Origin of the sequence: Corynebacterium sp. BD556 (genome assembly GCF_038452275.1) — a bacterium.
Taxonomy (GTDB): Bacteria; Actinomycetota; Actinomycetes; order Mycobacteriales; family Mycobacteriaceae; genus Corynebacterium; species Corynebacterium mayonis.
On record NZ_CP141643.1, the window covers coordinates 960,639 to 984,826 of the forward strand.

At 60.8% G+C, this 24,188-nt stretch carries 22 protein-coding genes; 6 read left to right on the forward strand and 16 right to left on the reverse strand.

Annotated features, from left to right (window positions below; translation table 11 throughout):
- Positions 1–130: 130 nt before the first annotated feature.
- A complete protein-coding gene (locus VLL26_RS04565) occupies positions 131–1,084 on the reverse strand; it encodes a nucleoside hydrolase (RefSeq protein ID WP_342319925.1) in 954 nt (317 codons plus the stop codon).
- A 4-nt stretch (positions 1,085–1,088) separates the two neighbouring features.
- A complete protein-coding gene (locus VLL26_RS04570; protein ID WP_342319926.1) occupies positions 1,089–2,069 on the reverse strand; it encodes a bifunctional riboflavin kinase/FAD synthetase in 981 nt (326 codons plus the stop codon).
- A 31-nt stretch (positions 2,070–2,100) separates the two neighbouring features.
- On the opposite strand from VLL26_RS04570, the gene truB reads away from it, so the two are divergent.
- Entirely contained in the window at positions 2,101–2,994 is an 894-nt protein-coding gene (gene truB, locus VLL26_RS04575; RefSeq protein WP_342319927.1) for a tRNA pseudouridine(55) synthase TruB, read from the forward strand.
- Here the strand turns inward: truB and VLL26_RS04580 are convergent.
- From VLL26_RS04580 to rimP, 9 genes are all read right to left on the reverse strand, one after another.
- On the reverse strand, positions 2,991–3,689 hold the full coding sequence (locus VLL26_RS04580; protein WP_342319928.1) for a 4'-phosphopantetheinyl transferase family protein: 699 nt from the start codon (positions 3,687–3,689) through the stop codon (positions 2,991–2,993). The two genes, truB and VLL26_RS04580, sit on opposite strands and share 4 nt — an antisense overlap.
- Positions 3,689–4,489 carry a metallophosphoesterase family protein gene (locus VLL26_RS04585; protein ID WP_342319929.1) on the reverse strand — a complete coding sequence of 267 codons (801 nt, stop codon included), beginning with the start codon at positions 4,487–4,489 and terminating at the stop codon, positions 3,689–3,691. Before VLL26_RS04585 ends, VLL26_RS04580 begins: the two co-directional genes overlap by 1 nt.
- A 39-nt stretch (positions 4,490–4,528) precedes the next feature.
- Positions 4,529–5,857, reverse strand: coding sequence for an MATE family efflux transporter (locus VLL26_RS04590; RefSeq protein WP_342319930.1), 1,329 nt, complete (start codon positions 5,855–5,857; stop codon positions 4,529–4,531).
- Positions 5,854–6,855 (reverse strand): DHH family phosphoesterase, encoded by a 1,002-nt coding sequence (locus VLL26_RS04595; RefSeq protein ID WP_342319931.1) that lies wholly within the window; start codon positions 6,853–6,855, stop codon positions 5,854–5,856. Before VLL26_RS04595 ends, VLL26_RS04590 begins: the two co-directional genes overlap by 4 nt.
- Positions 6,856–7,290 (reverse strand): 30S ribosome-binding factor RbfA, encoded by a 435-nt coding sequence (rbfA, locus tag VLL26_RS04600; protein WP_342319932.1) that lies wholly within the window; start codon positions 7,288–7,290, stop codon positions 6,856–6,858.
- 154 nt (positions 7,291–7,444) lie between these two features.
- Positions 7,445–10,243, reverse strand: coding sequence for a translation initiation factor IF-2 (infB, locus tag VLL26_RS04605; RefSeq protein ID WP_342319933.1), 2,799 nt, complete (start codon positions 10,241–10,243; stop codon positions 7,445–7,447).
- A 109-nt stretch (positions 10,244–10,352) separates the two neighbouring features.
- The gene (locus VLL26_RS04610; RefSeq protein WP_342319934.1) at positions 10,353–10,685 is read right to left on the reverse strand and encodes a YlxR family protein; all 333 of its coding nucleotides are present in this window, start codon (positions 10,683–10,685) and stop codon (positions 10,353–10,355) included.
- Positions 10,686–10,856: 171 nt separating this feature from the next.
- On the reverse strand, positions 10,857–11,858 hold the full coding sequence (nusA, locus tag VLL26_RS04615; protein WP_342319935.1) for a transcription termination factor NusA: 1,002 nt from the start codon (positions 11,856–11,858) through the stop codon (positions 10,857–10,859).
- On the reverse strand, positions 11,855–12,406 hold the full coding sequence (gene rimP, locus VLL26_RS04620) for a ribosome maturation factor RimP (protein WP_342319936.1): 552 nt from the start codon (positions 12,404–12,406) through the stop codon (positions 11,855–11,857). The genes nusA and rimP overlap by 4 nt, the downstream gene beginning before the upstream one ends.
- Before the next feature lie 31 nt (positions 12,407–12,437).
- On the opposite strand from rimP, the gene VLL26_RS04625 reads away from it, so the two are divergent.
- The gene (locus tag VLL26_RS04625) at positions 12,438–13,241 is read left to right on the forward strand and encodes a DUF4439 domain-containing protein (RefSeq protein ID WP_342319937.1); all 804 of its coding nucleotides are present in this window, start codon (positions 12,438–12,440) and stop codon (positions 13,239–13,241) included.
- Here the strand turns inward: VLL26_RS04625 and VLL26_RS04630 are convergent.
- Positions 13,238–14,998 carry a proline--tRNA ligase gene (locus VLL26_RS04630; protein WP_342319938.1) on the reverse strand — a complete coding sequence of 587 codons (1,761 nt, stop codon included), beginning with the start codon at positions 14,996–14,998 and terminating at the stop codon, positions 13,238–13,240. The genes VLL26_RS04625 and VLL26_RS04630 overlap by 4 nt on opposite strands.
- A 30-nt stretch (positions 14,999–15,028) precedes the next feature.
- Here VLL26_RS04630 and yaaA point away from each other — a divergent pair, with 30 nt between their 5' ends.
- Positions 15,029–15,739 (forward strand): peroxide stress protein YaaA, encoded by a 711-nt coding sequence (gene yaaA, locus VLL26_RS04635; RefSeq protein WP_342319939.1) that lies wholly within the window; start codon positions 15,029–15,031, stop codon positions 15,737–15,739.
- Here the strand turns inward: yaaA and VLL26_RS04640 are convergent.
- Complete coding sequence (locus VLL26_RS04640) at positions 15,718–16,650, reverse strand: endonuclease domain-containing protein (protein WP_342319940.1); 933 nt, start codon at positions 16,648–16,650, stop codon at positions 15,718–15,720. The genes yaaA and VLL26_RS04640 overlap by 22 nt on opposite strands.
- A 761-nt stretch (positions 16,651–17,411) precedes the next feature.
- Here VLL26_RS04640 and VLL26_RS04645 point away from each other — a divergent pair.
- Positions 17,412–18,512, forward strand: coding sequence for an ATP-binding protein (locus tag VLL26_RS04645; protein ID WP_342319941.1), 1,101 nt, complete (start codon positions 17,412–17,414; stop codon positions 18,510–18,512).
- On the opposite strand, the gene VLL26_RS04650 is transcribed toward VLL26_RS04645, so the two are convergent.
- A complete protein-coding gene (locus VLL26_RS04650; RefSeq protein ID WP_342319942.1) occupies positions 18,505–19,455 on the reverse strand; it encodes a class I SAM-dependent methyltransferase in 951 nt (316 codons plus the stop codon). The genes VLL26_RS04645 and VLL26_RS04650 overlap by 8 nt on opposite strands.
- Complete coding sequence (gene cobA / locus VLL26_RS04655) at positions 19,442–20,179, reverse strand: uroporphyrinogen-III C-methyltransferase (protein ID WP_342319943.1); 738 nt, start codon at positions 20,177–20,179, stop codon at positions 19,442–19,444. Before cobA ends, VLL26_RS04650 begins: the two co-directional genes overlap by 14 nt.
- Positions 20,180–20,202: 23 nt before the next feature.
- Here cobA and VLL26_RS04660 point away from each other — a divergent pair, with 23 nt between their 5' ends.
- Complete coding sequence (locus tag VLL26_RS04660) at positions 20,203–21,435, forward strand: protein adenylyltransferase SelO family protein (protein ID WP_342319944.1); 1,233 nt, start codon at positions 20,203–20,205, stop codon at positions 21,433–21,435.
- A gap of 31 nt (positions 21,436–21,466) precedes the next feature.
- Here VLL26_RS04660 and mqo read toward each other — a convergent pair whose 3' ends face one another.
- The gene (gene mqo, locus VLL26_RS04665) at positions 21,467–22,963 is read right to left on the reverse strand and encodes a malate dehydrogenase (quinone) (protein WP_342319945.1); all 1,497 of its coding nucleotides are present in this window, start codon (positions 22,961–22,963) and stop codon (positions 21,467–21,469) included.
- A 191-nt stretch (positions 22,964–23,154) separates the two neighbouring features.
- Here mqo and VLL26_RS04670 point away from each other — a divergent pair, with 191 nt between their 5' ends.
- The gene (locus VLL26_RS04670) at positions 23,155–24,165 is read left to right on the forward strand and encodes an alpha/beta hydrolase (protein ID WP_342319946.1); all 1,011 of its coding nucleotides are present in this window, start codon (positions 23,155–23,157) and stop codon (positions 24,163–24,165) included.
- Positions 24,166–24,188 lie beyond the last annotated feature (23 nt).

Here is a 24,188-nt window from a genome sequence, read left to right on the forward strand (position 1 = left end):
TATTTCAGTCCGCATTCCATGTCTTTGCCGGGGCGAGACCGCTGCGAACCACAGTCACTAGGTCGGTGTTGGACCTGCCCCGGAACGAGGTTAAAGGCTACAGCACCCGCAGCTGTATCTCCAAAACCTTTTAGCTGCTGGCGCTCGCCAGCGCGCTAAGCCTGTGCATGAAGCGGCTGCGGAAGGCCTCGACATCAACGGAGACGGCAACGCGTGTGTTTGCGACCTGCCCGAGTCGGGTTTCATCACCGATGGTTCGTCCCCGCAGTGGTGCGGCGGTGTCGACTTTGAGGTTGAGTTCGACATAGGTCGCAAGATCTGGATCGATGGCTATTGCCACCGCCAGCGGGTCGTGCAGGCCACAGCCGCCGAGGTGCGGGGAGGTCGTGGCGTAGGCGCCGATGTAGTAGTCGGCTAAAGCCGCGAGGACTTCTCCGCGCTTGGTGCCGAGCGATTTCCACTGTGCGGTATCTGCGCTGGTCAACAGTGTGCGCAAGGTGACATCGAGGCCGACCATGGTGACGTCGCGGGCGCGGCGGAACACAAGGTCAGCCGCTTCCGGGTCTTGATAGACATTGGCTTCGGAGCATGCCGTCACGTTGCCTGGCACGGTCAGCGCACCTGCCATCATGACGATGTGGGCATTGTCTGCGAAGCCTTTTGACGCCTCAATCGCCGCCGCGACGCTTGTCGACGGCCCCGTCGGAACAATCACCAGATCCTCACCGTAGCGTCGCACCGAGTCGATGAGGAAGTCGACGGCTGAAGTGTCTTGCGCAGCCCGTGCGGCGTCGGGGATTTCCACCTCACCGATGCCGTTGGCTCCGTGAATGAAAGAGGAGATCTCCGCGACCTCGAAACTGCTGCGTGTCCGCGCATGGCCAGGCCCGAGAAACACTGGTACGTGCGTTGCTCCGAACATCTCTAGCATCGCCAGGGAGTTTCTCGCCCCCTGTTCGACGGTGACGTTGCCGTAGGTGGCGGTCACGCCAATAAGTTCGACCTCCGGGCTGGCCAGGGCATAGGCCAGCGCCAGCGTGTCGTCGATGCCAGTGTCTAGATCCAAGATCAGTGGGCGTGCCATTGGCCTATTTCTCCGGTTCGTCAAGGATCCTGCGCGTGATCTCCACATCGCGCGCCATGTGCTCTAACAACTCATCGACCGAGTCAAACTTGGTCATGTCACGCACCTTATCCACAAACTCAACGCGGGCTTGCCTGCCGTAGAGGTCAGCTTTTCGATCTAAAACGAAGGACTCCACGCTGCGGCGAAGATCTCCAAAAGTCGGGTTGGTGCCTACCGATATGGCGGCTGGGTAGCGCACGCCGGGGTCCATATCGCCGTCGATAGCAGCCTCATCCATGACGGTAAACCACCCCGCGTAGACGCCGTCGGCGGGCAGGGCACTGATGTCTTCGACGTACTGGTTGGCGGTAGGGTAGCCGAGTTCGCAGCCGCCGCGGCCGGCGCCGCGTTCAATAGGAGCAGTGACAGAGAAGTCGCGCCCCATGAACTCACGCGCCGTCTGCAGGTTGCCCTGCCGCAATTCCTCACGGATGGCGGTGGAACAGATGCGCACGTCGCCGTCGCTAAGCAAGCTCACCACTGTAACGCCGAGGCCGTTTTTCGCACCGAGTTCCGACATAGTTTTGGCGGTGCCTTCGGCGTTGCGTCCGAAGGTGAAGTTCTCCCCCACCACAACCTGGCGGGCGCGCAGTCGCCCGACGAGCGTGTCACGCACATAGGACGCTGGGCTGTCTCCAGCCAACTCTTTGCGAAAATCCACGACCACCATGTGGTCAACGCCGAGTTTTTCGATGTAGCGGGCCCGGTCCTCCAGCGTAAACAGGGCGCAGGGGGCGCGCCCCGGGGCAAAAACCGCCACTGGGTGAGGGTCAAAAGTAAGCACCACGCTAGGTACACCGAGAGCGCGGGCTTCTTCCACGGCTCGGGAAATGAGCAACTGGTGGCCCCTGTGCACCCCGTCGAAAACACCAATGGTGACTACCGTTCCGTCCGGTTGTCCGAAATCCTCAGGCACCGCGTCCAGACCACGCAAAATATCCACGCCAGTTAGGTTACGGCATAATGTGGACACCATGACCGATCCCCTCTCTACCTCCGGAATCGTGCTCGTTGACAAACCCGCAGGGATGACCAGCCACGATGTTGTCGCACGATTGCGTAGGTTCTTCGGCACCCGCAAGGTCGGCCACGCCGGGACACTGGATCCGCTGGCGACGGGACTACTCGTCGCCGGTATTGAGCGCGGCACAAAACTGCTGGCCCACCTGGTGGCACAAGACAAGGTTTACTCCACCACCATCCGCCTGGGGGCGGCGACGGCGACAGATGACGCCGAGGGCGAGGTGACCTCGTTGACGGACGCATCGGGGGTAAGTGATGAGGATATGCGCCGGGCCATTGCCAAGCTACGCGGGGAGATCATGCAGGTTCCCTCGAAAGTTTCCGCGATCAAAATTAACGGCAAACGCGCCCACGAACTTGCCCGCGAAGGCGTCGATGTTGACATCCCTGCGCGCCCGGTGACCATCCATTCATTCGACGTCCTCGACGTGCGCCGCAACGGCAACTTCGTCGATATTGACGCGCGGGTGCACTGCTCCTCGGGCACCTACATCCGCTCCCTGGCCCGCGATCTCGGCGCCGACCTCGGCGTCGGCGGTCACTTGACGGCGTTGCGGCGCGAAAAGGTTGGGGTTTTCACGCTTGACTGTGCCCACCCGCTTAGCCACCTTGAAACCCACCCCACCTTAAGCCTTACGCTCGACGAGGCTTTGCAAAGTGCGTGGCCGGTGGTAAACGTCACAGCCGTCGAATACGAGGCGCTGTCCATGGGAAAGTGGCTCGCCCCGCGCGGGCTCCAAGGCGTACACGCGGCGATCGGCCCCGATGGACGCGCCGTGGCCCTCGTCAAAGAGCAGGGCCAACGCTTGGCGACGGTCTTCGTCGCCCGCCCCTCCACGCTCTAAACCGCCAACCGGTTAGGGCGCCGAAGCCGCGCCTCCAGCGAGCGAGTGACAAACGCCGAGGCAATAATGTAGCCGCTGCGCAACTGCCACCGACCTTCAAAGAAAGGCAACGGCGTGGGACGCGCCAGGATATAGGCCAAAAAGGTGCCGTCATCGCGGATGTCCACCTCAGCGTCATGAAAACCCAACCAACGCCTCGTCAACGGAAACCAACATTTGTAGGTAGCCTCTTTGGCGCAAAAAACCAGTCGGTCAGCCCAGTCGATGCTTTCTGCGCGCATCTTTTCAATGGCGATGCGCTCACGCGCCCGCGCGATCTCCCCCACTACCTCCGGCGGCAGCGGGGCGGCCGGTTCAGCGTCCAACCCGATTGACAGCACGTGGCTCGTCGGCGCCGCCACAGCCGCACGAAACCCCTCCGTGTGCGTCAGCGAGCCAGTGTATCCATCCGGCCACAAAGGCATCCCGCGGTCGCCGCGCAAGATCGCCTCCTTTGAGTTAACTCCAAGCTCCTCCAAGGCTTGGTGGGCACACCAGCGGGCGTCTCCGAACTCTCCTTTCCGCAGGTCGACCGCCTGGCTGACCAAGCCCTGTTCCTCCGGGTGCAAGTCCCGGTAATTGGTTAGATCCGGGGAGGTTCCGGTGTGGATATAGATAAAGCGCGCCTGTGAGGGGAAAAGATCCAAGTCCTGCATTAGCTCTCCACCTCCATCACCGGGTACGGCCAAGGAAATGTTTCCGCTCGACTCTGCCACTCGCGGGGGTAACCCAGGGAAACCTCGATGTGCTCGGTGTCGTCGACAGTTATCACACCCGGCATGTGCAGGTGGCCGTAGATCACTTTCTGCGCGTTATACCTCCGACCCCAGCCGCGTGTGTGCCTGGTGCCGCACCACAGGCCGATCTCGGGCCACTGCAAACGCTGGATCGGTTCCTGAACAAGCGGCCAGTGGTTAACGAGGATCGTGGGGCCGTCAATACGCGACAAACGCTTCGTGGTGTAGGCGAGACGGTCCCAGCACCAAGCGCGCACATCAACAAACGGCGCGATGGCGAACTCGTCAGTCATCATTAGGTTTTTCTCCCGCGCCGCCGCCACCGCCTCCTCCACTGTCATGCCAGCGCCGCGGAAGGAATAATCGTAGAGGGTGAAAAGGGGCGCGATAGTGACCCCATGGAAAACCGGGTACGGGTCTTCGGGGGTAATCACTCCTATCTCACGCAGCGCCTGCACCAAGGCGGAATACTTCTCCCTACCGCGGTAACGGTCGGTTGAACGGGAGAACAGTTCGTGGTTGCCCGGCGACCAGATAACGGTGTCGAAGCGCTCCACCAACTGCTTCATCGTGCGCACGATCAAGTCCATTTTCTCCGCCACATCACCAGCGACAATCAGCCAGTCGGAAGGATCCGCCGGCAAAATCGCATCAATGCGGGGCTTATTCGCTTTCACTGCGGCGTGCAGGTCCGCGACGGCCCACAGGGTTGTGGTCATGCCTTTATTGCTACCACAGCACCACTCCCCGACCTGCCCTCACCTCACCCCCACTCGCGCCCACTTCATGGAATTAAAACGCATCACGACACCGACGAGGCGTACCAGCAAAGAGACCACGTGGCCGACCCAAATCCCCGTCAGACCCCACCCGAAAACCAGGGCGGCGAAAACAAAAGGCACCAAGCCGATCACGATGGAGCCCACCGTCAGATTGCGCAGAAAAGCCGCATCTGCCGCGCCCAGCAAAACACCGTCGAGAGCAAAGACCACACCGCCAACCACGATCATGGCGATAAGGAGCCACCACGGAAAGTAAAGAACTTCTCGCACACGCACATCAGCGGTGAAAATCGACTGGATCGGCCCCGCCAGAAAAACAAAAACCGCCGCGAGAACAAGAGAAAACCAGACTGAGAACTTCGTGACCTGGATCCCGACAGACTTCGCTTCACGTGGCTTGCCCTGACCTAAATACGACCCAGTCAACGTCTGGGCGGCGATAGCCAAAGAATCCAAAACAAGAGTGAGAAACATCCACAACTGCAGCAGGATCTGATGCGCCGCCAACGAGGCTGCACCGAAGCGCCCGGCGACAGCTGCGGCAGCAAAAAAGGAGACTTGGAAAGAAAAAGAACGCAAGATGAGGTCGCGGCCGAGCACGAGCTGTTTGCCCATCACCCGCGGCCGCGGCGCCCACGAACCCTGGTGCTCACGGGCAAGTACCACCAGAAACAACGTGGCGATAATGCCCATGCCGATGACATTGGACACCGCGGAGCCGACCAGCCCGTAGGCAGAGACCAAAAAGGGCAGACTGATCGCTCCTGGGATAAGCCCGCACAGGGTGAGGAGGAAGGGCAACCGAGTGTTCTGGACGCCACGCAGCCAACCATTGCCCGCCATAATGAGCAAAACCATGGGAATGGCCAGTGCAGCCACGCGCATCCAGCGCGTGGCCAAGAGTGCGGTTGCGGGGTCGTCGCTCAGCAAGAAAGCCATCGGGTAAGCAAAAGCCCACACCAAAGCCATCAACAAAGCACCAACGGCAACCGCAAGCCAGGTAGCCTGCACCCCCTCAGCAACAGCTTCACGACGCTTCCCCGCCCCGAAAAGGCGCGAAGCCCGCGCCGTAGTGCCATAGGACAAAAAGGTTAGCTGCGTCGTCACCGCCGACTGCACTGCGGTCCCCGCCGCGAGCGCAGCGAGCTGCTGCGTCCCAAGCCTTCCCACCACAGCGGTGTCTAAAAGTAAGTAAAGCGGATTCGCGGCAAGCACTCCCAAAGCTGGCAACGCCAACCCCAGAATCCGGCGGGCGGAGACCTGCGTGCCAGCAGCGAAAGGACCTGACTGGTTATCGCCACTCATCGAATCTCGCGAAGGATCCCTTCCACCACCTCGTCGCTTAGTCCCCCGGCGCTGAAACCCGCGGCCGGCACATGCCCCCCGCCGCCCAGCCGCGCGGCTACCTGTGACACATCTATCCGGCTTGAGCGCAGCGAAACGCTCCACCGCCCGGGCCCTTGCCCCTTGAGCACCACGCCGACATCACAACCAGCGAGGGTGCGCGAATAATCGATGACGCTTTCAACCGCCGACTGGCCCATCGCGACGTGCAACTCCGGCTCGATCGTGAACACGGCGACCTTGTAGCCACCAGCGGTATACCACTTCACTCCCGCCAACACGCTGCCGAGGCGGCGCAGATCCTCACCATCCATCTCGTCCATCAACTCAAGGGCGATCTGGCGAGTATCCAAGCCGAAGCCAATCAGCTCCGCCGCCAACAAGTGCATGCGCGGCGTGCCCCAGCGGAAACTACCCGTGTCGGTAACCAAACCCGCGTACAGGCAGTAGGCGATATCCCGGTCGAGTTCGACGCCGAGGTAAGAGATCAACTCCCGCACAAGCACTGTCGTCGACTCAGAAATAGTTACCAAGTTCACACCGCCGAAACCAGGATTCGTTTCATGGTGGTCGATGACAATGACGCTGTCGCGGCGCTTGGCGATCGGAGCGGCGAACGCACCAGTCCTATCAATCGAAGCACAGTCGACGGTGACCACCAGATCAGCCTCGGGAAGCTCCGTGACGTAACTAATTTCCTCAACACCCGGGATACCGTCAAGGTTGTCGGGATGTTTGAACCTTTGCCCGATGCACACGGAAGCGTCAAGGCCTACCTTGCGCAGGGCTTGCGCCAAGGAACAGGCGGAGCCCACCGCGTCAGCATCAGGACGGATGTGGGCCACAACCACCACGGAAGATGCCGCGCGTAAACGAGCGGCAATTTCTGCGAAAGTACCGCTCAGCTCCGGAAACAATCTCCCCTCCGGGCTCGGCCTATGACGTACAAAACTTTCCATCTAGTCATCCATTCCCTTATACGGATTGCCCTCACCGGCGGGTTTCGCGTTCTCACGCAGCTTCGCCAACTCCGCGTCGCGCTCACGCGCCCGGTTGAACAACTCCTCCATACGTGCCGACGCCTCAGGCACCATGTCTTGCTCAAAAGACAACGTCGGGGTAAACCGCACCCCCAACTGATCGCCGACGATCTTGCGCAACTGGCCGCGGGCGCGAGCCAGCGCTTGCGCCGCAGCTTCATAATCAGGCTCATCATCGATGTCCCTGCCGCGAGCGGTGTAGTACACCTTCGCGTCGTGGAGATCTCCCGTCACCCTGACATCGGTGATGGTGATAAGTTCCAGACGACGGTCTTTGAACTCGCGCTCGATTGCACTCGCCACGATCTCCTGGATGCGCTTCGCCAGGCGCTGGGCACGAGGGTTCTCAGCCATCGAAATCTCCTTTAGACAGCGGATAGTTTCCCCGATATCCTACCGTGCCCCTTCCACGCGTCAGAGGGCGCGTCTATCGGCACAAAAACCGGCCCCTCCCCCTCGTTGACAACGATGAAAGGGGCGGGGCCGGAATCTCAAGGCTCACGCCGCGTTAAGAACGCGGCACCTCAACCATTTCGTAGACCTGGACGATGTCATCGACCTGGATGTCCGGGTAGGACAACACCATGCCGCACTCGTATCCCTTATCCACCTCAGTGACGTCATCTTTCTCCCGCCGCAGCGACTGAATCGTCGCGTCCGGGGTGATGACGTTGCCGTCGCGGACCAGGCGGCACTTCGCGTTGCGGCGCACCTTGCCCTCAGTGACCATGCAACCGGCGATGAGTCCGACAGCAGAAGCCTTGAAGATCTGGCGGATCTCGGCGGCGCCGATTTCCTTCTCCTCGTAGATCGGCTTGAGCATGCCCTTCAGCGCATTCTCCATATCCTCGATGACCTGGTAAATCACCGAGTAGTAGCGGATCTCCACGCCCTCATTGTTAGCCTCCTCGGTCGCCTTGCCTTCAGCACGAACATTAAAGGCGACGATGATGGCGTCGGAAGCATTTGCCAATACGACGTTGGTCTGTGTCACAGCGCCGACACCGCGGTCGATGATGTTGACCTCGACCTCGTCGTCGATATCCAACTTGAGCAGGGCTTCCTCCAAGGCTTCCACCGAACCGGCGTTGTCGCCCTTGAGGATAAGGTTGAGCTGGTCCGTCTCTTTGAGAGCCTGATCCAGATTTTCCAAGGACACCCGCTTTTTGGTGCGCGCCTGCATAGCGGAGCGCATCCGTGCATCACGCTGGGCCGCGATCTGGCGGGCAACACGGTCATCTTCGACCACCAACAAGTTATCGCCAGGGCCGGGCACACCGCTGAGACCCTGCACCTGCACCGGCCGGGACGGGCCAGCGACCTCAACATCGTTGCCCCATTCATCAACCATACGACGCACACGACCGTAGCTGCCGCCGACCACAATGGAGTCACCGACGCTCAACGTGCCGCGCTGCACAATAACGGTGGACACCGGACCACGGCCGCGATCCAGGTGGGACTCAATGGCAATACCCTGCGCGTCCATGTCCGGGTTGGCCCGCAAATCAAGCGCAGCATCTGCGGTCAGCAAAACAGCTTCAAGCAGCTCATCGATACCGGTACCCAGCTTGGCGGAGATGTCAATAAACATCGTGTCACCGCCGTACTCCTCAGGCACCAAGCCATACTCGGTGAGCTGGCCGCGAATCTTCTCCGGCTGAGCCTCGGGCTTGTCCACCTTGTTCACTGCCACAACAACTGGAAGATCCGCTGCCTTGGCATGGTTGATCGCCTCGACGGTTTGAGGCATAACGCCATCGTCGGCAGCGACGACCAAGATGGCCAAATCGGTGGACTTAGCGCCGCGGGCACGCATGGCCGTAAACGCCTCGTGGCCCGGGGTGTCTAAGAAGGTAATCTTGCGTTCCTCGTCCTCAAGGGTAACTGAGGTTTGGTAAGCGCCGATTCCCTGCGTGATGCCGCCAGCTTCGCCCTTTCCGACGTTCGCGCGCCGGATCGAGTCAAGCAAGCGGGTCTTGCCGTGATCAACGTGACCCATGACAGAGACCACCGGCGGACGGAACTCAAGGTCCTCGTCGTCGCCTTCGTCGGCACCAAACTGTAGGTCGAAGGACTCCAAAAGCTCACGGTCCTCGTCCTCCGGGGAGACAACCTTGACCTCATAGTTAATCTCCGCGCCCAAAAGCTGCAAAGTTTCCTCAGAAACGGACTGGGTCGCAGTCACCATCTCACCCAAATTGAACAGGGCCTGAACCAGGTTCGATGCGTCAGTACCGATCTTCTCAGCGAAGTCAGACAGGGTCGCACCCTGGCGAAGGCGCACTACCGTGCCTCCACCGTCGGGCAGGCGAACGCCGCCGACGACGTTCGGTGCGTGCAGATCTTCATACTCGTTGCGCTTCTGGCGCTTCGACTTACGCCCACGGCGAGGCGCGCCACCCGGACGTCCGAAAGCACCTGCGGTGCCGCCGCGGCGGCCACCACGACCACGGAATCCCCCGCCGCCGCGCGGACCACCCGGCGCACCCGGACCTCCCGGGCCACCGGAGCCCCGCCCGCCGCCGCCACCACGGGCAGGAGCGGACTTCGACGGCATCTGCGCCGGGTTCGGCGCCATATCAGAAGGCGAGGGCCCGCGGCGTGCTCCGCCGCCACCTGGGCGCTGTCCGCCGCGCTCGCCACCGGGCCGCGGCGCACCAGGCCGCGGCGCGCCGGCGCCAGCGCCACGTCCGCGCCCGGGAGCGCCACCCTGCCCGGCAGCGCCGCCGCGTCCACCGGGTCGCGGTGCGGGGCGCGCAGCGCCAGTGTTGGAAGAAAACGGGTTGTTAGCCACACGCGGGCGACCGCCAGGCTTAGGCATCGGACGCGGCATTGCTCCCGGAGTCGGCCCGCCCTTCCCGGCCTGGCCAGATGCAGGCTTGGAAGCCTCCTGCCCGGGCTTCGCGGCCGCAGGCTTAGGCGCTGCTGGTTTTTCAACGCCAGGTTTAGGCGCGCTAGCCGTTGCCGTTGCAGGCTTCTCAGCAACGGGCTTGGGAGCGGAAGCTGCCGGTTTGGGTGCGCCCGGCTTCGGGCCAGCGCCCGGCTTCGGTGCGGCAGACCCCGGTTTGGGGGTCGCGGTCGGGGTCGGCTTTGCGGCCTTTTTCTCGCCGGCACCTGCAGCAGATTGCTCGCCGGATCCGGACTTCTCCTCGTAGACGGCCCTCATCTTCTTCACCACCGGGGGTTCGATGGTAGATGAGGCGGTTTTGACAAACTCACCTTGCTCTTTGAGCGTGGCGAGCAGTTCCTTACTTGTTACGCCGAGCTGTTTCGCCAGTTCGTGAACGCGTAGCTTTCCGGGCACGTGTCTCCTCTAGGTTATTGCTAGAAGGCAGTGAGCCCGCAAAGGCTACTGACCTCTAGTCGTTGGCAGTGACTTTCATCGCTGATGCTGCTTCATGGTTGCGTACTCATCAGTGTTCGGTCTTCCTTACTTCGTGTGGGTCTCCCGCAATGCTTGCGAGGTACGTCCGTACATGACCTAACTCCGCCGGGGCGGACATGCGAAGCGCCCGGGAAAAAGCCCGGCGCTGCTCCGCCAGCTCGAACGCCTCCCACGTCGGCGTTATCCAAGCTCCCCTTCCGGGAAGCGACCGGGAAGGATCCGCAAGCACCCGACCGGGTTGCTGCGGATCCTCGACCAGGCGGAGAAGGTGAGAGTCGTGCAGGGTGCGTCGATAAGCAATGCACGTACGGCAACGGATGGCACGCGCGGACTTAGCGTGAGCCGGCGCGGTTGTCTCCATCCACTTCCTTTCTGCCCCCAACCCGCGGGCGGGCGGGAAAGACGCGTCTCACATTCTCCGATGTCGCTGGTCGACCAATCACCGGGTGGAAATACCGACGTGGCCAGCGTGATTTAAGCCATCAATAATCCTACGCCATCGGCGCCATTTTTTGTACTTGCCCCACTGAGCCTATTGCGCAGCATCGGAATGAATATCAATCTTCCACCCTGTCAGCCGCGCGGCAAGGCGGGCATTTTGCCCCTCCTTGCCAATCGCAAGCGAAAGCTGATAATCCGGCACGGTCACCCGCGCCATCTGGGCATCGACATCGAGCACCTCAACACGCACCACCTTCGACGGCGCCAACGCATTACCCACGTACTTCGCCGGGTCCTCGGTGTAGTCAATGATGTCAATCTTTTCGCCGCCGAGCTCCTTCATCACACTGGACACGCGCGAACCGCGAGGCCCAATGCAAGCCCCTTTAGCGTTGACGCCCTTGACGTTGGCCCGCACCGCGATCTTGGTACGATGCCCCGCCTCCCGTGCAATCGACATGATCTCGACGGTGCCGTCAGCAACCTCGGGCACTTCCAAGGCAAACAGGCCGCGCACCAACTCAGGGTGCGTGCGCGACAGGTTCACTGACACGCTGCGATCACTCTTGTTTACCCCCACTACATAAGCCTTCACACGGTCGCCATGCTTCAGCCTCTCACCCGGGATCTGCTCCGCCGGCAGCACAATGCCGTCCTGCGGGTCCTTTTCGGTACCAAGTTGAACAACGATGATCCCGCGAGATTCCGCGGCAGCGTCACGCTGGACAACACCGGAGACAACCTTGCCCTCGAACTCGGAGTATTCGGTAAACACGCGACCGGCGTCCTTTTCGCGGAGGCGACGCATGATGCCTGCGCGCACCGCAGGAGCGCCCAGACGAGAGAAGTTAACCGGAGTGACGTCCTTTTCACTTTCGGCTTCACCCTCGTCGTTGAGGGTAACCAAGATGACCGCGACATCACCGGTGTCGGAGTCAATGTCGATACGCGCCTTCTCATTGGGCTGGGCGGGAGTTTCGCGGTACTCCTGGTATGCGGAGAGCAGGGCTTCCGCGATGGTGGCGAGCATGTCGTCGACAGCAATGCCATGCTGGTTTTCGATCGCTTCCAGCGCACCCAAGTCGATATTCACTTGTCTTCCTCTCCAGTGGAGGCCACTTTAGCGACCTCGTCGAACGTTAACCCCGCCAGTTCGGACTCGACCACAGGCGGATTGTTGAACTCCACTTCTACCACCGCACCGGCCAGATCGGAAACCGGGAAGGTGAACACCTGCGGGTTTTTCGCCCCGGCCTCAATGAGGGCCACTGTCTTTTCCTCAGCGTCAAGCGCACCAACCCGGAAGGTTTGCTCCCTAATGTGAATTAGGCGTCCACGGTTGCGGCGGAAATGGCGAGGGGCGCTCAGCGGCAGGTCCACGCCGGGAGTGGTCACTTCGAGGGTGTAGCCCGCACCGAAATTCAGTTCGCCAGCTTCTTCTTTGGCGTCGAAAAGGGAACTGATCTCATTGGAGATTTCCTCAAGTTCGTCGAGGCTCGGGTGGGTGTCGGAGTCAAGTGCGATCACCACCTGCGATTTTTTCCCTGCCTTGACAGTGCGCAGGTCTTCAATGTCCATTCCCCTGCTCTCGGCGAGGGAACGGATTAGTTCGGTGAGGGTTTCGACTCCAGGAAATGCCATGGTCAATACACTATCGTGTAGCGTTTTGCGGGTGAAGTTCTCCCACCTTGCGCTTATCCCACTGTGTTTGGCTGTGAGCTCCTGCTCCGCGGCAGAGGTACTCGGTCCGCGTCCAAACAAGGAGATCCTCCAGCTCGCCCGCCAGGCGGAGGCAGACGCCAGCTCACTTGTCGACGCCCCTGCAACCGCCGAACTTCGCCAGCTTCACGCCGAGCAGCTCTACGCGGAAATCATCCGGGTCTGCGGCACCGACGATTCCGGTCAACCCCCACGGTCTTGCCGCGTCGGGGAAAATACGTCCCCCAGCAAAGGCGCAACGGACGCATACACCTTGGCACACAACGCTGCGGCCGCCGGCGCTGCAGCAGCACAGTCTGTGCCGGCTGAGTCAGTTGCCCTAGTTGTCGCCCAAGCCATCGACACGGCAGCCACCCAGCCACTGGACTTTCCGAAGGTCAACGTCACCGACGATGCCGATGTAGCTACCGCTCGCGCAATGCTCGACCAAGAGTATGCCTTCGATTACGCGCTCGGGCTATGTGCCGCCTACACCCTCGACGATGTGGACCAACGAATCATCCAACTTCGCAAGGCCTCCTCTCAGCGCCGCGCCTTCCTCATCGACCTCATCGAGCCTCACGGTGAGCTGCCCGTGTCAGCACCCGGCTATGAGCTGGGCGAAAACACCCCCACAGACGAGTCCTCAGCCGCCACACTCGTGGAAAAGCTGGCCGAGGACATGGTGTTGCGCTGGCGCGCCACCGCAGCAACAGCCGAAAGCACCGCGTGGGCGATAGCGGCAATCACCTTAGCGGCGCAAGCACAGTCGGCCTAACCAATCAGCTCGCGCAGCTTCTCGACGACGTCCCCAGCCGCCACCTCCAGCGTTTCACCACCCCGGATACGTAACTCCACTTTGCCCTCAGCAAAAGCACGCCCCAAAATGACCGCGAAAGGCATGCCGAGCAACTCGGCGTCTTTGAATTTCACGCCGGGCGAAACCTTCGGCCGATCGTCGAAAACTACCTCCATACCCGCGGCGTCCAGCTCCTCGACGAGCGCAAGCCCAGCCTCCATTGCGGCCGAATCCTTGTTAGCCACCGCCACATGCACCTGAAAAGGAGCAATCTCCACGGGCCACACTAAGCCTTTGTCATCGTGGCGCTGCTCCGCAACCACCGCCATCATACGAGAGATACCGATGCCGTACGAACCCATCGTCGGGGTGGTGCGCTTGCCGTTTTCATCAAGAATCTGCACATCCATCGCGTCTGTGTACTTACGGCCCAGTTGGAAAATGTGCCCCAACTCAATACCGCGCGCCAACTTGACGGTGCCGTTGCCGCTCGGTGAAGGATCTCCCTCATGAATCTGCGCAGCCTCAACAACATGATCGACCTCGAAATCACGTCCGGCGACAAGCCCGATGGCATGGTACTCGTGCTTGTCCGCCCCCGCGATCCAGGAACTGCCCTTGACCACGCGCGGATCGGCATAGACCGGAACACCGTTGGCAGACATCGCACGGGGGCCGACATAGCCCTTCACCAAAAAATCATGCGCAGCGAAATCATCTTCACCTGCCAACTCAAACGTGGCCGGCTCAAGCGATGCCTCCAAACGCTTCTCGTCCAGCTCACGATCACCCGGAATTAGCACTACAGCAAGTTGGGGTCCGACCGGCTCACCTTCGTCGTTAAGGACGCGTGGGTCGTTGATCTTGACGACCATGCACTTCAACGTGTCCTTCGCCTCAGCCTCAATTCCATTAGCTTTCGCCCAAGCCACAAGCGCTTCGATGGTCTCAGCGTTCGGAGTTTCACGATCCTCAGCTTCCGGCAATCCCTCAATGGGCCTTTCCGCAGGCGCGACGGTGACAACTGCCTCCACATTCGCCGCGTAGTCTCCCGCCGTCGAGACAACAAAAGTGTCCTCACCGTTTTCCGAATACGCCAAAAACTCCTCCGATGCCGAACCACCCATCGCACCCGAAGTCGCTTTGCAAATCTCGTAGGAAATCCCGACCCGATCAAAGATGCGCTGATAGGTAGCCCGGTGCTTGGCGTAGGAGTCGTTGAGGCCCTCGTCAGTCATATCGAAAGAGTAAGAATCCTTCATCACGAACTCGCGCCCACGCAAAATGCCGGCGCGGGGGCGCGCCTCATCGCGGTACTTCGTCTGAATTTGGTACAGCGTGACCGGGAGATCCTTGTAGGAAGAATAAAGATCTTTGACCGCGGCGGTAAACATCTCCTCGTGGGTCGGGCCCAAAAGCATGTCCGCTCCCTTACGGTCCTTGAGCCGGAAAAGATCATCTCCGTACTCGGACCAACGGTTCGTCAACTCGTAAGGCTCGCGCGGAAGCAACGCCGGGAAAAGAAGCTCCTGGCCGCCCATCCGGTCCATTTCTTCACGCACCACGCCCTCAATTTTGCGCAGGGTGCGCAGCCCAAGAGGGAGCCAGGAATACACACCCGGGGCGGCGCGGCGGATGTAGCCCGCCCGGAGAAGAAGCTTGTGGGAAGGAACTTCGGCATCAGCCGGATCTTCGCGCAGTGTGCGCAGGAAAAGCTCAGACAGGCGTGTAATCATGGCGGATATACTACCGCTAGGCTAAGGCCCATGCTCATCCTGCTCCCGCCCTCTGAGACGAAAGCGGCAGGTGGCGAAATGGACGGAATTGACGTCTCCTTTCCCGCCCTCGACCCGATCCGCTCGGAAATCCTGGACGACCTCGCCGTGCTTGATGTTGACAAGATGATGGCAACACTGAAAATCCCCACCTCCAAACGCAGGGAGGCGGAAGAAAACCGCTCGCTTCGCCACGCCCCCGTAATGCCCGCCATCTACCGCTACACAGGCGTGCTTTACGACGCCCTCTCCGCCCACACCCTCCCCGACCCAGCACTATCGCGCATAGCCATCGGCTCCGCCCTCTTCGGCGTGGTCCGCGCCAACGACAGCATCCCACGCTACCGCCTCTCCGGCGCCTCAAAGCTACCCGCCAGAGACGGCAGCTTACCGACGATGAAGACGCGCTGGGGGGCGTCGATAAGCGACGTGCTCCTCGAAGCGGGCTTCGTAATAGACATGCGCTCCGGCGCCTACCACACCCTCGGCCCCGTACCCGGAGCAACAACAGTACGCGTGGAAACCGAAAGCAACGGCACACGCAAAGTAATCAGCCACTTCAACAAACACTACAAAGGCGAACTGGCGCGCGCCCTAGCACTCGGGCCCACATGCACCTCCATCGACGAGGTAGCCACAGCGGCTCACGAGGCAGGATTCCACGTCGAAATCGCCGACACTCAACTGACCCTGGTGGTCTGAAACGCCGCCCGAACCTCCTCAACAAACCCGGCCGGATTTGAAAGCAAGTCCTTCGGCCGGTAACGCAAAACCTTGTACCCCTTATTCTCGATACGCTTCTTCCGATCGTTCTCGCGTTTAATAGTCAATTCTGTGTCGTGCTCATACTTGCTGTCCCCGTCGATCTCAATAAGCAGCCATCCGTCGACAACGAGATCAGCCCGATAGGAACCAATGACGTGCTGAGGCTCAGGGTCATACCCCGCCTCAATGAGCAAAGCCCGAGCCAAAGACTCAAACGGAGACTCCGACAAATCCGTGGCATATTGCAGACACCTCACCACCACTTCTTTGCCTTGAAAAGGCCCCATACGCTGTAGTTCTTTAAGAACCATCGACCTACGCAGCCCCACGCGCAACACCCAATCGAAAGCAACCAAACCCTCCACAAAGCCGTGCAACCGGGCAATATCAATAGCAGTCCGCGCCGACACAGTCGCCTTGACACCCTCATGCTCATAAGTCTGCCGCTCGCTGAGGCGGAACCTTTTCACCGCGTAGTCAGGGTTACTTCTCAAACTGGGCCCCACGCTGCCCTTCGGCGAGGCAACCTCCACCTTCTCTGGCGTCAAGGCAACCACCCACATGCCAGCGAAACGCGCCGCTGATCGCCCCACCAACACCGTGGAACGCATACTCCGCCCCACCGCAACAACCTTGACGAACTGCTGCTCATGCCGAGGCAGTGAATTCCACAAGTCAGTGGGAAAAAGAAACTGAGGGGCAACCGTAATCAGTTCGCCTTCAGCGAGGGAGTTCCACACTTCGTGTCCGCAGGTCAACCTGCGGGTGTTTAAGATTTGGTCGGCAAGCTGTCGGCGCCGTTTGCGTTCCCTTTCCACTTCCATCGGGTTTCTTCTGTCTTTCCCCATGTCTACTTAGACTGGCCGAACACTGCATTGGTTCCCCAGACTTTCAGGCCGTGATAGCCGTTAGGGGACCTCAGTCACGGGATACCTCGCCACCGCCCGCCGCACACACAAAACACCCTGGCGAGATGTCCCCCAACCACTATCCCTCCCCCCGCCGGCCGGCGGCCAACCCCCAGACTTCCAGGCCGTGATAGCCGTTACGGGACCTCAGTCACGGGATACCTCGCCACCGCCCGCCACACACACAAAACACCCCGGCGAGAAGTCCCCCAACCACTATCCCTCCCCCCGCCGGCCGGCGGCCAACCCCCAGACTTCCAGGCCGTGATAGCCGTTACGGGACCTCAGTCACGGGATACCTCGCCACCGCCCGCCACACACACAAAACACCCCGGCGAGAAGTCCCCCAACCACTATCCCTCCCTCGCCGGCCGGCGAGCCGAGCCAACCCCCAGACCTCCAGGCCGTGATAGCCGTTACGGGACCTCAGTCACGGGATACCTCGCCACCGCCCACCACACACACAAAACACCCTGGCGAGAAGTCCCCCAACCACTATCCCTCCCCCCGCCGAGCCGGCGGCCAACCCCCCAGACCTCCAGGCCGTGATAGCCGTTACGGGACCTCAGTCAAGGGATACCTCGCCACCGCCTGCCACACACACAAAACACCCTGGCGAGAAGTCCCCCAACCACTATCCCTCCCCCCGCCGAGTTTATCAATTTATCAACGCGCAGCCTCGACCACGTAGACTAATTACCATGAAAAACCCCTTCCGCCCCACCTTCGGCGCCAGTCCCCGCGTCTGGGCTGGCCGGGAGGCCGTACTCGACGAGTTCGGTCGCGCCCTAGACAACGGCCCTGGCGACCCGCATCGGAGCATCATTGTGTCTGGCTCCAGGGGTATTGGTAAGACGGTGTTGCTCACTGAACTTGAGGATATTGCACGAAGAAGGGGCTGGGTTGTACTGAGGGCGTCGGGCAGAGAGGGCATGGCGGAGGCACTAACGAACTCTGTGATTCCAGAGGCTTTGCAGACAGTCAACCCTCGCCCCGGCCGCACGATTACGGGGTTTTCGGTCGCCGGGATTGGTTCGGTGCGCACTGAGGAGAAGGATATTAGCTTGCAGCCGAGGTTGATCACCCGTCTGCGAGAGTTGTTGGACAGTATTGATACCGGTGTGCTGATCACGATCGATGAGGTGCAGGATTCTGACCCTGATGATTTGAGCCGGATCGCGGTGGCTTACCAGGACCTTGTTCGTGACGACGCCGAGATTGCCCTCGCCATGGCAGGTCTCACGCGCGGCGTTAATCGGCTGCTTGATCTGCCGGGCGCGACGTTTCTTCGTCGGGCTCGCCATTATGAGCTGGGTCCGCTCACGCTTGACGACGCCATCCGCACCCTCACCCTAACTGCTGCCGAGTCGGATAAACCTTTCGCCCCGGATGCGGCTGAGCAGGCTGCCCGGTTTACGCAGGGCTATCCGTATTTGGTGCAGCTCATCGGTTATCTGGCGTGGGATGAGGCAAGGGGTGTGATTGGGTCGGGGGAGGTGGCGGGTGTGCGTCGTGAAGCGATCGAGCGTTTGGGGACGCAGGTCCACCAGCCTTCGCTTCGCGACGTCCCCTTACGCCAACGCGAATACCTCGAGGCAATGGCGCTTCTCGGCGGTCAGGACGTGACCAGTTCTGACCTTGCGGAGCAGCTGGGGCGCCCCGTAACCGGGCTTAGCGACACCCGTGCGAAGCTCATCGAGCGCGACCTGATCATGCCCACTGGTTGGGGCGCTGTATCTTTTGCCCAACCCTACTTGGAGGAATACATCCGCACCCATCAAAGGCCACGGCGTATCAGCTAGCGCGCAGCACCGTGTAGCGGCGGTCCCTGGCCACTTCCTGGACCGAAAGGAAGCGCCGCGCCACCTCATCTCGGTAGCGCAGGTGGGAGTTGTGCACCATGTAGAGGGTGCCGGTTGGGGAAAGGAGGCGTTGGGCGGCGTCGAGAAGCGAGCTTGCGAGGCTGGTGTCAACGGTGGTTCCCTCGTGAAAGGGCGGGTTGAGCGCGATGGTGTCGAAGGAACCGTCTGCGAAACGGGAACCGGCATCATCCCAAGTGACCTCGAGGCCGATAGCCCGGGCGGAAAGCACCGCATCCGCCGAGGAATCCGTGGCCACGATGCTGCCGCTCAAACCTCGGGAAACGGAGCCGTTGCCGCACCCGAAATCGAGGAAGCGACCAAGCTTTGAAGGCAGCACCGAGCGCAGCAACTCACCACCGAAATCGGGCTTGGCGCCAGAAAAGACCCCGCCGAAGGCGACAAGTCCCTCCCCACGAACCGGTTCATAAGCTACCTTTCGGGGCCCGGCGGCGACCAAGCAGCGGTACTTGCCGCGCCCGCGTGACGCGCAAACATCTGTGAAGGACTCCCCAAGCACGTCGTTCATCGACCGTGCCAGGTGTTTGTTGTTAGCTCCCAACACTAGCCGGACGGAGGAAAACCCCGCCCCCGCGATGGAACGGGAAAGGTAGTTGAGCCGCGCCAGCGATTTCGGCATTTCCCCGATCGCCACCGCGGAACCGGATGAGCCGGCGAGGTAGGTGTCGAGACGTCTATCGCCCGCGATCGTGGCACCCAGCGACACCGCTTTCTGGCAGCGGGAATAATCGGCGTCGAGAACTATCACTAGGTGTCCAGACTCGACGGCCGCGGCAGTGAGATCTCCCGTCGGGTCTTCGCATACCAGCACCGTGTCGGCGTCGAAGCCTGCGGTATCCATGATCAATGCATCAAGTGTGCGCAAGGCCTGCCACCTCCCCAATGACGTACACGGCTGGTGAGACGACCGCTTCGTTCTCCATCACGTCGGCAAGGTGAGATAGCGGGGCGTAAAACGCGCGCTGTCGCGGGGTCTGGCCTTCTTGGATGACTGCCGTTGGGGTGTCGGGGGCCAATCCCGAATCCAGCAGGCAATCGCAGATGGCGCGCGCGTTTTTCACGCCCATGATCACGACGATGGTGCCGCCGACGCGGGCGAGGGCGGGCCAGTTTACAAGCGAGTTGCTGTGCCCTGGGGGCAGGTGTCCTGAGACCACGGTGAAGCTGTGGGTGATACCGCGCTGGGTGACGGGAACGTCGGCGGCCGCTGGCACGGATACCGCGCTGGTCACCCCAGGTACGACTACGCATTTGATTCCGGCGGCGGCGCATGCCTGCACTTCCTCGAAGCCACGGCCGAACACGAAGGGGTCGCCGCCTTTGAGGCGTACTACGTCGCGTCCGGCTGTGGCGTGTTGCACGAGCAGAGCGTTGGTTCGTTCCTGGGCGACTTGCTTGCCGTAGGGCAGTTTGGATACGTCGATGACGACTTTGGCGGAGACATCGATGAAATCCTCTAACTGCGAGGAAGGACCCAGGTGATCGGTGAGGATAACGTCGGCTGTTTCGAGGGCGCGCAGGCCGCGAATAGTCATCAGGTCCCAATCGCCCGGGCCTCCGCCCACCAACGTCACCGTCCCAAAATTCATGCCTGCAAGTCTAGGGTGGCAGCATGAACGCTTCCGCACGGCCCTCGTTGAATCACACTTTCGCGCAGAGGCTGCCTGAGTTGGCCCGCGCCGCTCACGCTGCTGACTTCCCCGCCCTGGACATCAAGGTGCTCAATGAATCGCTCGCGGTCTCGCTTGGACTTGACGTTGAATGGTTGCGCAGCGATGGAGGCACGCGCTGGCTCGCCGGTGTAGATGGTGGCTCTGCCACGGCTTATGCCGGTCACCAGTTCGGGCAGTTTGTGCCTTTGCTTGGCGACGGCCGCGCTCTCCTCCTCGGCGACCTCACAAGCGACCCCCAAGGCCGGGAGATCCAAGTGAAAGGTTCTGGTCCGACTCCGTTTTCCCGCCCCGGCTCTGATGGTTTCGGCGCGGTAGGGCCGATGCTGCGCGAGTACCTGGTTAGCGAATTCATGCACGCCGTGGGAATTCCCACAACCCGTGCGCTAGCCGTTTTGACCACCGGAAATAAGGTGTTGCGGCAACAAGGAGTTGTTCCTGGGGGAATTGTCGTGCGTGTCGCATCTTCCCACTTGCGAGTGGGCACCGTCCAGTTCGCAGCTACCCAGTCGGGCGAGCTGGTGGAAAAGGTTGTCGCGGCGGCCGGTTTCGCCAGCCCTGCTGCTCTTTTGGAAACGGTGATGCACCGCCAGGTCAGCCTTGTGGCGAAGTGGATGCGCATCGGATTTGTACACGGCGTGATGAATACCGATAACACCACGCTTTCCGGTGAGACAATCGACTATGGGCCGTGCGCTTTTACGCCGGTCTTTCAGGCTGACGCCCGCTACTCCTCAATTGATGAGGCTGGGCGTTACGCCTTCGGCAACCAACCTCCGATTATCGCGTGGAACCTGGCACGATTGGCGGAGGCGCTTCTTTGCGTCATGGAGGCCGACACCGCAACTCGCATCTTGGCGCCTATCCAGCAGGTCTGGGAGCAACACTGGGGCCGGGAGGTCCCGGACCCGCAATCGCTCGCACATGCTGCCGACATCACTGTCTACAACCGGGAAAACCATGGCGGGCCTATTTTCATTCCGCGCAATTACATGTTGCAAAAGGCCATCACCAGCGCGGAGCGCGACGGCAACTACCTGCCCTACAACGAGCTGCTCGCTGCCGTGACCGACCCGTTTAACCCCAACGCGGGGAAGGATTGGATGTCCGCACCTGAAACAGCACAGCGAGCTGGGGAAGACAAGCGCCCCTTTGTCACCTATTGCGGCACGTGAGTCAAAGGGGCGCTGATTTGCTCGAAGCTTTTTAAGGCTCCAGCTTGAGCACTTTTTGTGTCCAATCCCACTGCTTTTGGAAAGCGCCAGCGTCGCGCTTGAGCGAGATGCCATACGTCGGGAACATCTCGTGCAGCTTGTCGGACCACTCGATCATGCGCTCGCCGAAGCAGCGCTCCAACAGCTCGAGCATCGCCGATGGGGTGATGGATGCACCCGGAGAAGCACCAAGAATACCGGCGATGGAGCCGGACTGGTCGTTGACCAGCGCCGTGCCGAACTCCAGGGTGCCGAAGCTCGGGGCCGCGGCCGGCTTGATTACTTGAACGCGCTGGCCGGCGACGACGGTGTCCCAGTCCTTGCCGTCGGCGGAGGGATAGTACTCGCGCAAGGCCTCCATGCGGCCGTCGAAGTCCTTAAAAACCTCGGAAACTAGGTACGTGACGAGGCTGAAGTTGGTGGCGGCGACGCCGAGGTAAGACGGGATGTTGTCGGGGCGGATCGACTTAAATAGGTCGAGGTAGGAGCCCTCCTTCAAAAACTTCGGGCTCCACCCACCGTAGGGGCCAAACAGCAAAGACTCCTCGCCGTCGATGACGCGTAGGTCGAGGTGCGGAACGGACATTGGTGGGGCGCCCACCTTTGCTTTGCCGTAGACTTTCGCCTTGTGCTGGGAGACGATCTCTTGGTTGGTGGTGCGCAGCCACAGGCCGGAGATTGGGAAGCCAGCGTAGCCGCGGACCTCGGGAACGCCCGCTTTGCGCAGCAGGTCAAGGGCGTAGCCTCCGGCACCGACAAAGACGAAGCGGGCCTTGAGCACTTGCTTATCGCCGGTGTGGACGTTGCGAACGGTGACCTTCCAGAAGTTGCCTTCGCGTTTGAGGTTGAGAACTTCACGGCCGTAGCGCACCTCGGTGCCGCGCGCCACGGAGTTGTCAATGAATTGTTTGGTCAACGCACCGTAATCAATGTCGGTGCCTTCGTCAGTCCAGGAGATGGCGACGGGTTCGGCGTCGAAGTCACGGTCTTTGGCCATCAGCGGTAGCTTTTCGCCGAAAGCTTCGTGGTCGTCGGTAAACTTCATGTTCGGGAACATGTGGTTTTCCGTCAGTTTGTCGTAGCGACGGCGCAGGTAGTCGATCTGGTCTTCGCCTTGGGCAAAGGAGACGTGCGGGACCGGGTTGATGAACTTAGACGGGTCATCCAGCAGGTTGTTTTCTAGCTGGTGGGACCAGAACTGGCGGGATAGCTGGAACTTCTCGTTGATCACCATTGCTTTGGAAACGTCAATGCGCCCGTTTTTTTCCGGGGTGTAGTTCAGCTCGCACAGCGCAGAGTGGCCGGTGCCGGCGTTATTCAGCGGGTAGCTGGACTCCTTCGCAGGTCCGTCGAGGCGTTCAACGATCACTTGCGACCAGTCGGGCTCCAGCTCGCGAAGCATCGCGCTCAGGGTGGCGCTCATGATGCCCGCGCCAATGAGCAAAACGTCCACCTCGCCGCTTATGTTATTGCCTTGTTGTTCAGACATCCGTTCAACCCTTTTCGCTTATCGATAATGCGGATTCCGTGAGTAAATCCCGCGGCTGAAAATCCCTCTCCCGCCACGAACACGCGAAAAAGAAGTCAACCGCAGCATCCTTCTACAATACGCCTATCGTTTTTTCGTTGTCATGAGCACCTCCTGCCGCCGCGTTTGCGATCTGTTCTACCATCGTCACCATGAGCGACAATCGCCCCGTTTCTCCAAACAGTGCCCGGCGCCTCGATGATTTGGTGTGGCGCCGCGATATCCTCGGTGAAGGTTTTGAAAACGCCGAGATCCTCACGGTCGGCAGCGAGCCGGCGACGTTGGTGCGCGCACATTTCGACTCTCCTTCGTCCAAGCCTGCCCTTTTGTGGATTCACGGCATGTCTGACTATTTCTTTCAGGCTCACGTGGCGGAGCATTTCCTTGCGCAGGGCTACCCCTTTTATGCGGTGGACATGAGAAGGTGCGGCCGTTCCTGGCGTGAGGGGCAGCGCTGGCACGCCACGACTGATCTTGAGGAGTATTTTCCCGAGTTAACGCTGGCGGCACGGTTGATCGCGGGCGAGCACGGCAGTGTTGTCCCGATTGCCCATTCGACCGGTGGCTTGATTGCTCCGCTGTGGCTTGATTATGTGCGCCGTAGGGACCCGGGTCTGCATTCCGCGGTAGCGGGCATGATTCTTAATAGCCCGTGGCTTGACATGCAGTTTCCAAAGCTGTTGGTTTTGGCGTTGAAGTACCCAGTTGCTGTGTTGGGTAAGGCGTTTCCCACCTTGGCTGTAAATAAGGGAGGGACCGCGACTTACGGCAAGTCCATCTCCATTGAGGAGCACGGGAGCTGGAGGTTCGACACCACCATGAAACCGATTGAGGGCCACAGTGTGAGCCTCGGCTGGCTGCGGGCGATTTTCTTGGGCCAGGAGCGCATTCATTCTGGGGATGTTGACACCGGGGTGCCCATGCTCACTTTGTCGTCGTCTCATTCTTATCTGCGTCAGCCTTATTCCCCGGCTGCCGACACTGCGGATACGGTTCTCGACGTGGCAGACATGAAGCGTTGGGCTCCGACCTTGGCTCGTGATTCGCAGGTGTTGGCCATTGATGGCGCGCTTCACGACGTTTTCCTTTCCGAAAAGTACGCTCGCGAGGCCGCGTTGGCGTCCGCTCTGCGTTGGCTCAGCGATCTGAAAATCCAGCACTAAAACAATTTCAAGGAGTTAATTCC